Origin of the sequence: Streptococcus sp. DD11, from assembly GCF_001578865.1 — a bacterium.
Classification (GTDB): Bacteria; Bacillota; Bacilli; order Lactobacillales; family Streptococcaceae; genus Streptococcus; species Streptococcus panodentis.
Genome location: NZ_KQ969392.1, coordinates 432,339 through 444,868, shown reverse-complemented (window position 1 = coordinate 444,868; position 12,530 = coordinate 432,339). Strand labels below are relative to the sequence as shown.

The 12,530-nt window shown below is 49.1% G+C and carries 10 protein-coding genes and 1 pseudogene; 10 read left to right on the top strand and 1 reads right to left on the bottom strand.

Annotation, left to right across the window (positions count from 1 at the left end):
• The first annotated feature begins 251 nt into the window (after window positions 1-251).
• A complete protein-coding gene (locus tag STRDD11_RS02085) occupies window positions 252-1,970 on the top strand; it encodes an ABC transporter ATP-binding protein (protein ID WP_128834879.1) in 1,719 nt (572 codons plus the stop codon).
• Window position 1,971: 1 nt separating this feature from the next.
• Window positions 1,972-3,747, top strand: coding sequence for an ABC transporter ATP-binding protein (locus STRDD11_RS02080; RefSeq protein WP_128834877.1), 1,776 nt, complete (start codon window positions 1,972-1,974; stop codon window positions 3,745-3,747).
• A gap of 57 nt (window positions 3,748-3,804) precedes the next feature.
• Here STRDD11_RS02080 and STRDD11_RS02075 read toward each other — a convergent pair whose 3' ends face one another.
• Complete coding sequence (locus tag STRDD11_RS02075) at window positions 3,805-5,772, bottom strand: peptide ABC transporter substrate-binding protein (protein ID WP_128834875.1); 1,968 nt, start codon at window positions 5,770-5,772, stop codon at window positions 3,805-3,807.
• Window positions 5,773-5,991: 219 nt separating this feature from the next.
• On the opposite strand from STRDD11_RS02075, the gene STRDD11_RS02070 reads away from it, so the two are divergent.
• The 8 genes and pseudogenes from STRDD11_RS02070 to STRDD11_RS02030 form a co-directional block, all read left to right on the top strand.
• Entirely contained in the window at window positions 5,992-6,681 is a 690-nt protein-coding gene (locus tag STRDD11_RS02070) for a gamma-glutamyl-gamma-aminobutyrate hydrolase family protein (protein ID WP_128834873.1), read from the top strand.
• A gap of 393 nt (window positions 6,682-7,074) precedes the next feature.
• Window positions 7,075-8,106, top strand: a complete 1,032-nt coding sequence (locus STRDD11_RS02065) for a S66 family peptidase (RefSeq protein WP_128834871.1) — start codon at window positions 7,075-7,077, stop codon at window positions 8,104-8,106.
• Window positions 8,107-8,220: 114 nt separating this feature from the next.
• Entirely contained in the window at window positions 8,221-8,664 is a 444-nt protein-coding gene (locus STRDD11_RS02060; protein WP_128834869.1) for a dUTP diphosphatase, read from the top strand.
• A gap of 204 nt (window positions 8,665-8,868) precedes the next feature.
• A pseudogene (locus STRDD11_RS02050) lies at window positions 8,869-9,147 on the top strand (isochorismatase family protein); the annotation flags it as partial.
• 18 nt (window positions 9,148-9,165) lie between these two features.
• The gene (locus tag STRDD11_RS02045; protein WP_128834865.1) at window positions 9,166-9,681 is read left to right on the top strand and encodes a histidine phosphatase family protein; all 516 of its coding nucleotides are present in this window, start codon (window positions 9,166-9,168) and stop codon (window positions 9,679-9,681) included.
• 51 nt (window positions 9,682-9,732) lie between these two features.
• Window positions 9,733-10,365 carry a class I SAM-dependent methyltransferase gene (locus tag STRDD11_RS02040; protein WP_128834863.1) on the top strand — a complete coding sequence of 211 codons (633 nt, stop codon included), beginning with the start codon at window positions 9,733-9,735 and terminating at the stop codon, window positions 10,363-10,365.
• 5 nt (window positions 10,366-10,370) lie between these two features.
• Window positions 10,371-11,738 carry a DNA repair protein RadA gene (gene radA, locus STRDD11_RS02035; protein WP_128834861.1) on the top strand — a complete coding sequence of 456 codons (1,368 nt, stop codon included), beginning with the start codon at window positions 10,371-10,373 and terminating at the stop codon, window positions 11,736-11,738.
• Window positions 11,739-11,879: 141 nt separating this feature from the next.
• A partial coding sequence (locus STRDD11_RS02030) for a TIGR00266 family protein (RefSeq protein WP_128835342.1) occupies window positions 11,880-12,530 on the top strand: 651 nt, incomplete at its 3' end.

Genomic DNA, 12,530 nt, shown 5'->3' with positions numbered 1-12,530 from the left:
ACAGTTTCAGCCTATCGCTTAAAATATAGGACGATAGGGCAGCGAGTTGCTCAAAACCTCCAGTGGAGGTTTTGAGGTGGCAGATAAGGCTTCCGCTAGGAAGTCTCAGCCATCATGGGAGTCTGTCCCAGACTCCAACAGTCCTTCTGGACTGTTGGAGCAAGGCGAGCTAACAAAGCAATAAACGATAAACTAAATGACGATAAAGCCCCCTTCAGAGCCCCTCCTTGCAAACACAGGTTTTAAAAACGATGAGGAGAAATCATGTTAAAGAAACTTTTTTTAGGTATAAATGGCTCATGCTGGCCTCATTTCTGATGACCAGCACCATGGTAGCCAGCTCCCTCCTGCAGCCCCTCTACCTGCAGGATGTCCTGAATGCCCTGCTAGCCAGCAATCATCAGGAAATCAGTCGTATCGGTGTCTGGCTGATTGGGATTGCCGTTTTGGGCCTCTTGGCCGGCGGTATCAATGTGACCCTTGCAGCCTATATCGCTCAAGCGGTGTCGTCTGATTTGCGTGAGGCAACCTTCCGTAAGATTCAGACTTTTTCTTATGCCAATATTGAGCAGTTCAATGCCGGCAATCTGGTTGTCCGCATGACCAATGATATCAATCAGATCCAAAATATGGTCATGATGCTCTTTCAGATTTTGCTCCGCCTGCCCATTCTCTTTCTGGGCTCTTTCGTCCTGGCAGTCATGACCCTGCCGGCTCTGTGGTGGATTATTGTCCTGCTGGTTGTCATTATCTTTCTGCTGACGGCTGCAATGATGGGGCAAATGGGTCCCCGCTTTGCCATTTTCCAGACTCTGGTTGATAAGATTAATGGCATTGCCAAGGAAAATCTCCGGGGCGTGCGCGTGGTCAAGTCTTTTGTGCAGGAAAAGCATCAGTTTGAGAAGTTTACGGGGGTCTCAGATGACCTTTTGGGGCAGAATCTCTATATCGGCTATGTCTTTTCGGTTATTGAGCCTATGATGATGCTCTTTGGCTATGGGGCAGTTTTTCTGTCCATCTGGGTGCTGGCCGGCATGGTGGAGAGCGACCCCGGCGTAGTCGGAGCCATTGCTTCGTTCATCTCCTACCTCGGTCAGATTATCTTTACCATTATTATGGTTGGCTTTTTGGGCAATACGGTAACCCGGGCTATCATCTCTTTCCGGCGGATCAGGGAAGTCTTGGCAACGGATCCGGCCATGACTTTTCAGGACGTGCCGGACGAGGAGCTGGCTGGCAGCCTGTCCTTTGAACATGTCACTTTCAGCTATCCCAATGACGATGAGCCCATGCTCAAGGACATCAGCTTTGAGATTGCAGCCGGTCAGATGGTCGGAGTGGTCGGAGCGACCGGAGCAGGCAAGTCTACTTTGGCCCAGCTCATTCCGCGTTTGTTCGACCCTCAGGAAGGCACGATCAGGCTGGGAGGAAAAGACCTGCGGGAGCTCAGTCAGGGAACGCTGCGCAGAAATATTTCCATCGTCCTGCAGCGGGCCATTCTCTTTAGCGGAACCATTGCCGACAATATCCGGCAGGGCAAGGCAGATGCCACCGTTCCTGAAATGGAGCGGGCGGCCCGCATTGCTCAGGCCAGCGAATTTATCAGCCGCATGGAAGACAGCTACCACAGTCAGGTAGAGGAGCGCGGCAGTAATTTCTCAGGCGGGCAGAAGCAGCGGATGTCCATTGCCCGCGGTATTGTCAGCAATCCTAAGCTGTTGATTTTAGATGATTCGACCTCGGCTCTGGATGCCAAATCTGAAAAGCTGGTACAGGAAGCACTGAACAAAGACCTTAAGGGGACGACGACGATTCTTATTGCCCAAAAGATCAGCTCGGTGGTTCATGCTGATCAGATCTTGGTGCTGGATCAAGGCCGTTTAATCGGCCAAGGCACTCACTCTGAATTAGTCGCTCATAACGCTGTTTACCGTGAAATCTACGAAACCCAGAAAGGAAAGGAGGACTAAGATGAAAACAGCAGCATTTTTCTGGTCATATTTCAGAAAGTACAAGCTTTCATTTGCAGTGGTCATCATGGCCATTATCCTGTCAACGGTCCTGCAGGCCCTCTTTCCGATTTATATGGGTCAGGCTGTGACTGAGCTGGTCAAGGCAGGCACGGCTTATGCCGAGGGAACAGCGGCTGACAGTCCGGCTCTTTTTGCCGGCTTCATGGCTGTTATGTGGAATCTGGGACTGGCGGTTATCTTCTATGCTCTGGGCAATCTGCTGTACATGAGTCTCATGAGCAGGGTCATTGCCCACTCGACCAATGACATGCGCAAAGGGCTTTTTGCCAAGCTGTCCAAGATGACGGTGGCTTTCTTTGACAGCCATCAGGACGGAGATATTCTGTCACGCTTCACCAGCGATCTGGACAATATCCTTCAGGCCCTCAATGAAAGTCTGATTCAGGTCATGAGCAATGCCGCTCTGTATCTGGGACTGATTGCCGTCATGTTTCTGCGCAATACGACCCTGGCCTGGGTGACTGTCGCCAGCACCCCAGTGGCATTTCTGGTCCTTTGGATTATTGTGCGGCTGGCCCGCAAATACACCGATCTCCAGCAAAAGGAAGTCGGCCGTCTCAATGCTTATATGGATGAGACCATTTCCGGCCAGAAGGCCGTCATCGTCCAAGGACTGCAGGAGGAAGTGATTCAGGGCTTTATCCAGCAGAACGATAAAGTTCGCTCAGCGACATTCAAGGGCCGGGCCTTTTCAGGCATGCTCTTTCCTATCATGAACGGCATGAGCTTGATCAATACAGCCATTGTTATCTTTCTGGGTTCGGCTCTGGTCCTGAACGACCCTTCCCTCGAAACCTCAGTGGCTCTTGGCTTGGTCGTTACCTTTGCCCAGTTTTCCCGGGAATACTATCAGCCTATCATTCAGGTGGCAGCCAGCTGGGGCAGCCTGCAGCTGGCCTTTACCGGCGCCGACCGTATTCAGGAAATGTTTGACGCTCCTGAGGAAGTGCGCCCAGAGCCGGCTCCGGCCTTTACCGAGCTGCGCGAAAGTGTAGAGATTAGCCATGTGGACTTCTCTTATGTGGAGGGCAAGCCCGTCCTGCGCGATGTCAGCATTTCAGCGCCCAAGGGCAAGATGACGGCGATTGTGGGGCCGACTGGATCGGGCAAGAGCACCATTATGAATCTGGTCAACCGTTTCTATGACGTCGATGGCGGGCGCATTGCCTTTGACGGCCGGGATATTCGCGACTACGAACTGGACAGCCTGCGCCGAGGAGTCGGGATTGTTCTGCAGGAGTCAGTCCTTTTCAGCGGTACCATTCGCGATAATATCCGCTTCGGTGTGCCGGATGCCAGCCAGGAGCTGGTGGAAGCCGCCGCGCGTGCGACCCATATCCACGACTATATCGAGAGTCTGCCTGACCAATACGATACCTTGGTGGATGACGATCAAAATATCTTTTCAACCGGCCAGAAGCAGCTGATTTCCATCGCCCGCACCCTGATGACGGATCCGCAGGTGCTGATCCTAGATGAAGCGACTTCCAATGTCGATACCGTGACCGAAAGCAAGATTCAGCATGCCATGGAGGCCATTGTAGCCGGCCGTACCAGCTTTGTCATTGCCCACCGGCTCAAGACCATTCTCAATGCCGACCAAATCATTGTCCTTAAGGACGGTCAGGTCATTGAGCAGGGCACCCACAAAGAACTGCTGCAGCTAGACGGCTTCTATGCCGAACTGTATCATAATCAGTTTGTGTTTGAATAAACGAAAAAACCACCCTGCAATCAGCTGCGGGGTGGTTTTGGCGCTTCATCAAGCCCTTTATTTTACGTGTTTTTCCAAGTCTGCTTGGGCTTTTTTATTGGATTCTTCTTTTTCCTTGAGCCATTTTTTATGGGCTTTTTCGTAGTCTTTGGTAGTGATGGTCTCGTCGCCGATTTCGGTATATTTCTTGTAAGCAGAATCTTTTGTACCGGTTTGGGCGTAGGAAGTTGTATATGGGACGACGCGGGAAATAAACGGTGCTGCGCCTTTGCTGGTCATGGTTGGGATGATCAGAGCGCTGTCTGTCAGCCAAGCCTGTGCTGCAGCATATTTTTCATAGCGTTTGCTGATGTCCTGTGTTTCCTTGCCGGCTTCTTCGACCAGTTTGTCATATTCATCCAGTCCTACTGCCTTGGCCGCCGCATTATCAGCTCCTTCAAAGCCAAGGAAGGTCTTGGTTTGAGAGTCAGAGCCCGGAAGCAGAATATCCAGATAGGTTGAAGGGTCTTGGTAGTCCGGATCCCAGCCGACCATTCCGTTCAGATCCCAATCCTGCTGGCTGGCAGATTCTGCATTGTAGGTAACGCCTAGGGCCTCGTCTTCGCTCATCATCTGCAGGTCAATTGAAATATTGTCCTTGCCCAGCGTGTTCTCCAGAGACTGCTTGAGAGACTGCATGCGGTTGACATGGTTGGTAGAATTTTGAGCGACCGGAACATCCAGATGGATTGGGAACTCTACGCCTTCTGCCTGAAGGGCTTCTTTGGCTTTGGCAAATTCAGCCTTGGCCTTTTCAGTGCTGTAAAAGCCGTCCTGACCATCTGAAAGCTTGCTGCCTTTCCATTCGTCGCCGTAGCCGGTCAGGGCCTCCTCGACTAAGGTTCCAAATTCCTTGCCGTTAGCCTGAACGAAAGTCGGCGGCACAAAGAGGTTGCGGATGGCCGGCTTAGCAGCTGCTTCGCCGTTGACCTGAGCAGAGAAAGTCTCGCGGTTGAAGGCGAAAACCATAGCCTGACGGAAGTCCTTATTGAGCAGGGCTTTTTTGGCTGCTTCTTTTTGGCTGTCGCTGGTCTTGGATGTATGCTCGTAGGCCTGACGGTCGATATTGACACTGATCAGACCAACCCCAGGACCGGCTTCTGTCATGAAGATATTGTCCTTGTATTTCTTTTCAATAGCAGAATAGCTGGAAGTCGCTGGATAGAGCCGGGCCTGACTGTAGCCGCCGTCTCCGAAAACGCGGGCCAGAGAATCTTGGTCTGAACCGTCATAGTAGGCAAATTTGAGGCCGTCAATCTTGACCTTATCCTTGTCCCAGTAGTTAGGGTTTTTCTCAAACTCGACAGATGACTTAGAGGTGATGGACTTCATGATAAACGGTCCGTTGTAAAGGATCGAGTCGGGCTTGTTTGCCTGTCCGAAGCCGTCCCCTTCTTTTTTCAGGAAATCCTCATTGACCGGCATCAGAACGCCTGCTGTGGTCTTAGAGTTCCAGTAGGTTTCAGGCTGATTGAGGGTGTACTCTACTGTGTAGTCGTCAAGTGCCTTGACACCGACGGCGGAAAAGTCTTTGTTACTGCCGTTTACGTAGTCATTCAGGCCTTTGATGGAGTTTTGGATCAGCAAGAGAGCGTCGGACTTGGCATCTGCGGCATGCTTGATTCCTGTGACAAAGTCCTGTGCTTTAACATCGGCGTATTCTTCGCCGTCAGCAGTGTACCATTTGGCATCCTTGCGCAGCTTGTAAGTGTAGACCAGGCCGTCTTTGGAAACGGTCCAGTCTTCTGCCAGTGAAGGAGCGAGATTGCCGTATTTATCGTTTTCCAGCAGGCCGTCAACGCCGTTGGTCGTCAGTTCGTGAGTAGAGACCTTAGCAGACTGAATATAGTCCAAAGTCGTTGGGTCAGCGGTAAAGACATAGCTGTAGATCTTGCTGCTAGACTGGGAATTGCTGGAGCAGGCTGCCAGAATGCCGAAAGAAAGCAGAGTGACACCTGCGGCAAGAAAGAGTTTTCTTTTTTTCATAGGGACCTCCAAATGATGATTTTTACATTACTTAACTTATTATAACAATTTCTGACGAAAAGTAAATAATTTTCTGACAATTTTTTCAAAAATGTAAGCGGTTCAATGTTTGGTTTTCCTCTATAAAAATTTTTTATCACCCGCTTAAAAAAATTCTATTGGACGGCTTTTGCAAGGAGTGGTAAGATATACTATATCAAGATAAGGGGGAATCACAGTATGTGCAGAACGATTGTTGGCATTTCGGCAAATCTTTGTCCGGTTGATGAGGGTGGAAAAAATATCCATTCATCCGTGTCCTGCAAATTTGCAGAGAGCATCCGTATGGTCGGCGGTCTGCCTATGGTGATTCCTGTCGGAGACAAGAGTCTGGTCAGAGATTATGTCGAAACCATTGATAAGCTGATTTTGACCGGCGGGCAGAATGTGCATCCGCAGTTCTACGGAGAGAAAAAGACCATTGACAGCGAGGATTATCATATCGCCCGCGATGAGTTTGAGCTGGCCCTTCTGGAAGAAGCTCTGCGTCAGGATAAGCCGGTTATGGCTATCTGCCGCGGTCTGCAGCTGGTCAATGTTGCCTTTGGCGGCACGCTCCATCAGCATATTGACAATCATTGGCAGGGACTGCCCTTTGGAACGTCCCACTCCATTCGCACAGAGAAGGGCAGTGTTGTGGAACGTCTCTTTGGTCGGGCCAGTCAGATTAATTCTGTCCATCGGCAGAGCATTAAGGATTTGGCGCCTAATTTCCGGGCGACAGCCTTTGACCCCAGAGACAATACCATCGAAGCCATTGAGTCCGTCGACAGCCACCGCATCATCGGTCTTCAGTGGCATCCGGAATTTCTCATCCATGAAGAAAAGGGGAATTTAGAGCTTTTCAGCTACCTTTTGCAGGAATTATAAAAAAAAGGATTTACTTTTAGGAAATTTTAAGGTTAGGGAGCTATAATGTAAAACATAAACAAAGACCTCCTAACTTTGTTTAGAAATCCTAAAACTTTTCTTTTTCATAATAATCTCCCTATAAGAACCGCCCAATCGGCGGTTTTTTTCTGCTCTTACAGCAAATGGCCTTTATTTTGGTTTGTAAATACCATCAGCTGTAAACCCTTTGAGGCTGTCCCACCGCCCTTGTCTGCCACCTCAAAGCAGTGTTTCATGCTCGGTCTGAGTTTGATTTTCATGGAATATCAGCGCTGTTTCGAGAGAGAAAAATCAGAACCAAATTGACTGGTCTGCCAGTGAAAAATTATGCTATAATATTGCAAATGATAAAGAAAGGCGGAGTAAAAGGATATGATCAAGACGGTTGGAATTGTCAGTTTATCAAGCGGGTTGATTGGTGAGGATTTTGTCCAGCATGAGGTGGAGCTGGGAGTCAGGCGTTTGAAAGAGTTAGGCCTTGAGGTGAAGTTCTTGGAGCATGCACGAAAAGGGCTGGATTATCTAGAGAAGCACCCTGAGGCCAGAGCGCAGGATTTGATGGAGGCTTTTCAGGATTCCTCCATAGACATGATTTTATGTGCTATCGGCGGAGATGACACTTATCGTTTATTGCCTTATTTGTTTGAAGAGGACCAGTTAAAAAAAGCGGTCAATCAGAAACCGTTTCTGGGTTTTTCGAATACCACCATCAATCATCTGATGCTGCATAAGCTGGGAATCAAAACCTTTTATGGGCAGTCTTTTCTCGCTGATATTTGTGAATTAGATCAGGAGATGCTGCCTTACTCTCTTTCTTATTTTCAAGAATTGATTGAGACAGGAGGTATTTCAGAAATGAGGCCCAGCAAAGTCTGGTATGACGAAAGAACTGATTTCAGTGAAAAAGCCTTGGGAACACAGCGGATTGATCATGAAAATCAAGGCTTTGAACTGCTAAAAGGCAATCCGGTATTTCAAGGGGAGATTTTAGGAGGCTGTCTGGAATCTCTTTATGACATTTTTATCAATTCCAGATACGCCGATACGGTTGAAGTGTGCGCAAAGTATAAACTCTTTCCAAGCCTTTCGGAGTGGCAGGGGAAAATCCTTTTGTTAGAAACCAGCGAAGAAAAGCCAAGCCCGGCTTTATTTAGAAACATGCTGCAAACGTTAAAAACAACGGGAATTTTTACTGTTTTAAGCGGAGTGCTTGTGGGAAAACCAATGGATGAAACTTATTATGACGAATATAAGCAAATTCTGCTTGAAGTGGTGGATGGAGAACTCCCGATTGTTTATAATATCAATGTGGGGCATGCCACTCCAAGAGCGATTGTTCCTTTTGGAGTAAAAGCCAAAGTCAATGTGGATGAGCAGATTATTCGGTTTGATTATTTTTCATGAAACACATATGATGAAAACCCTATTTCTAAAAAGCAAACTGGAACTGGTTTGCTTTTTGCTTGTTCTTTGCGAATTTAGTATAATAGGAACAGAAAATGCAGAAAAGAGACAATCATGAAAATTCGCGGATTCGAGCTGGTTTCCAGCTTTACAAATGAAGATTTGCTGCCCAAGCGGGAGACGGCCCACGCAGCAGGCTATGACTTGAAAGTAGCCGAGCGCACGGTCATCGCGCCGGGCGAGATTAAGCTGGTGCCGACTGGCGTCAAGGCTTATATGCAGGCAGGAGAGGTCCTCTATCTCTACGACCGCTCGTCCAATCCCCGCAAGAAAGGCCTGGTTCTCATTAATTCGGTCGGGGTGATTGACGGTGACTACTATGGTAATCCTGGAAACGAAGGCCATATCTTTGCCCAGATGCAAAACATCACTGACCAAGAGGTGGTGCTGGAGGCCGGCGACCGCATTGTACAGGCGGTCTTTGCACCCTTTCTCATCGCTGACGGTGACGAGGCCGACGGCGTCAGGACCGGCGGTTTTGGCAGCACGGGGCACTAGTACTCTTCGAAAATCTCTTCAAACTACGTCAGCGTCGCCTTGCCGTACTTTTGACCCTTTCTTGCGGAAGTCTCATCTACAACCTCAAAGCAGTGCTTTGAGCTGTCTGCGGCTAGCTTCCTAGTTTGCTCTTTGATTTTCATTGAGTATAAAATGAAGATCATCTTTATCCGCCATGCCGAGCCGGATTATACTCTCTTGGAAGCGGCCGGCCTGCAAGTTGTTTCGCAGCATGTATTTGAAAAGAGCTGGCCTTCTTCCTTTACCAATCCGGACTTGAAAGAGTTTTTAGAGGGAAACGGTGCTAAAAGCATAGAGTTTATTGGGGTCGATGGCAATGGCTGTGTCAAGGCTTCCGTTTTGGCAGCAGTCAAGGAGAATTATCAGGTTTCCATCGATTTGTCCGCTGTCGGAGTTGCTAACCAGAAGAAATTCTCTAAAACACTGAAGCAATGGCAAGATTGCGGAATCAAGATTGGATAGCTTTATGAGGAACTTAGCATGAACATCATTTTTATCCGCCACGGAGAGCCAGATTATTCTCTCTTGGAAGCGGCCGGCTATACTGGCTTTGGGCTGGACTTGGCTCCTCTGTCTGCTGCTGGCCGTCAGATGGCAGCTGAGGCTGCCGGCAATCCCTTGCTGGATCAGGCGGACATTCTGGTTTCTTCTTCTGTGACGCGGGCCTTAGAAACGGCTTCTTATCTGATTCGAGGACGCCAGCTGCCGCTGTTTGTCGAGCCTTTTCTGCATGAATGGCAGGTATATGAGAGCGGGACAGAAAAGTTTGAGCAGGCTCGGAAGCTGTTTTTTGAAAATAAAGGCTCACTTCCTTCAGGAAGTCCTGTCCGGTATGAGACAGCTGAGCAGATGAAAGACCGCTTTGTGCGTACCCTAAGTAAATACAGAGAATACGAGACGGTAGCTCTTGTAGCCCATCGCATGCTCATCCGCCAGTTTGTAGCTGATCAGCAGATTGATTTTTGCCAGTTTGTTGAATGTGAACTGAAGTTTTAATTTTTCGTTGTAAAAAGAATCTTAACAAAAGGATTTAGAGATAAAAGAAATATGAAAGAATTTAAGAACAAGGACTATTCAACAGAAATTCGTCAGAAAATTCCAGGCTATGATGTGATGCTAGATGTGATTTTCCGAGGAGTATTGCTTAGGTTAGCACCCGGTTTAAAAGTCGATAAGGTGTTAGCTTTGGCAAGCCAGACGGATGAGTTAAATGGTTTGGCATCCTTATTTCCTAAGGCCGGATTGACGGTAGTAGAGCCAAGTGAGGCGATGCTACAAGAGCTTAAAAGTCAGGTTCATCTGCCTCAAGCGGAGTATCTTAATAGTCGATTTGAAGAAGCAGTGCTGCCTTCTGCTTATCAGATTTGTTCTTGCTTGCTAGTATTGCAGTTTGTTGAAAATCCCAGCTTTTTTCTTCGAAAAATTTATGAGTCTTTAAGTGAAGATGGCCTTCTGATTCTTAGCTTTTTTTCCAACCAGCAACTGGGCTATTGGAAAACACTTGCTTCAGAGCTAGGAGCCAATCAGCAACAAATTCAGCGTACTTATGAGAATCAAACTAGTTTGATGAATTCCTTCTCGCCTCAAGAAGTTGCAGGCCTGCTAGAAGAGGCTGGCTTTACTAATATAGAGCAGGTGTGTCAGGTCTTATCTACTTTTGTTTGGATTATTAGAAAATAAGGAGAATCACCATCGCTAAGAAAAAAACGACCTTTGTCTGTCAAAATTGTGAATATCATTCGCCCAAGTATCTGGGCCGCTGCCCTAACTGCGGCTCATGGTCTTCTTTTGTCGAGGAAGTGGAAGCGCCTGAGGTTAAGCATGCCCGCGTTTCCCTGACAGGTGAAAAGACGCGGCCCATGAAGCTGGCTGAGGTCACTTCGATTGATGTTCATCGGACCAAGACCGACATGGACGAGTTTAATCGGGTGCTGGGCGGCGGTGTCGTGCCGGGCAGTCTGGTCCTGATCGGCGGGGATCCCGGGATTGGCAAGTCTACCCTGCTTCTGCAGGTATCGACGCAGCTTTCTCATCAAGGCACGGTCCTTTATGTCAGCGGGGAAGAATCAGCCGAGCAGATTAAGCTGCGGGCGGAGCGCTTGGGGGACATTGACAGCGAGTTTTACCTCTACGCTGAGACCAATATGCAGCAGATTCGCACCGAAATCGAGAAGATTAAGCCAGACTTTCTGATTATCGACTCCATTCAGACTGTCATGTCGCCGGAGATTTCCAGCGTGCAGGGGTCTGTCTCTCAGGTCCGCGAGGTAACGGCCGAGCTCATGCAGCTGGCCAAGACCAATAACATCGCGACCTTTATCGTGGGCCACATGACCAAGGAAGGCACTCTGGCTGGTCCCCGAACGCTGGAGCATATGGTGGACACGGTCCTCTACTTTGAAGGCGAGCGTCAGCACACTTTCCGTATTTTACGAGCGGTCAAGAACCGTTTTGGCTCGACCAATGAAATCGGCATTTTTGAAATGCAGTCCGGCGGTCTAGTCGAGGTTATCAATCCCAGTGAGGTTTTCTTGGAAGAACGGCTGGACGGGGCGACGGGGTCTTCCATCGTGGTGACTATGGAAGGGACGCGGCCGATTTTGGCTGAGGTGCAGGCTTTGGTAACGCCGACCATGTTTGGCAACGCCAAGCGCACCACGACGGGGCTGGACTTTAACCGGGCCAGCCTGATCATGGCGGTGCTGGAAAAGCGGGCGGGCCTGCTCTTGCAAAATCAAGACGCCTACCTCAAATCAGCCGGCGGCGTCAAACTGGATGAGCCAGCTATTGACCTGGCTGTAGCGGTGGCTATTGCTTCCAGCTACAAGGACCTGCCGACCAGTCCTCAGGAATGCTTTATCGGCGAAATCGGCCTGACGGGTGAAATCCGTCGGGTCAACCGCATCGAGCAGCGCATCAACGAAGCGGCCAAACTGGGCTTTACCAAGATTTATGCTCCGAAGAACTCTCTGAACGGCCTCAAGATTCCCAAAAATATCGAGGTGGTCGGCGTAGCGACCATTGGAGAGGTTCTCAAAAGGGTCTTTGGCTGATAGCTTTCCTTTTCAGCCTTGTCAAGCTCTTTTGTGCATGCTATAATAGTGCTAGGAAAAACAGAGTTTGTCTGAAGCAGCCTGAGGTGTCTGGTTTAGACAGGGATTCTCTAGCTTAGTTTTAGGAGGTTTACAAAAGAGATGGCAGATAATCGCATGAATTTTTCCATAACCAGCAACAGCCAATTTCCCTTGGCGGAGATTGCCTTAGACTGTTCGGAGTCCGTCCATATCCAGAGCGGCAGTATGATTTACCATACGCCCAATGTTGTTCTCAATACCAAGCTCAATGCGGAAGCGAATTCAGGCTTGGGAAAGTTTGTCAAGGCAGTAGGACGGTCCCTGTCGTCCGGCGAGGGCGTCTTTGTCACCCAGGCGGTGGCTCAGAGCAATAACGGCCGGCTGGCCTTGGCGCCTAATATGCCGGGGCAGATTGTGCCGCTTTATCTGGGAGAGAAGCAGTATCGCCTCAATGATGGTGCCTTTCTGGCTCTGGATGGTTCGGCATCTTATGTCATGGAGCGTCAGAGTCTGGGTCGGGCTCTCTTTGGCGGTCAGGGCGGTCTCTTTGTCATGACGACTCAGGGGCAGGGCACGCTCTTGGTCAATTCCTTTGGGTCTATCCAAAAGGTAGAGCTCAAGGATGATCGGATTACCATTGACAATGCCCATGTAGTAGCCTGGAGCAAGGAGCTGGACTACGATATTCATTTAGAAAATGGCTTCTGGCAGTCAATCGGCACCGGTGAAGGTGTGGTCAATACATTCGCCGGAACGGGTGAAATTTACATT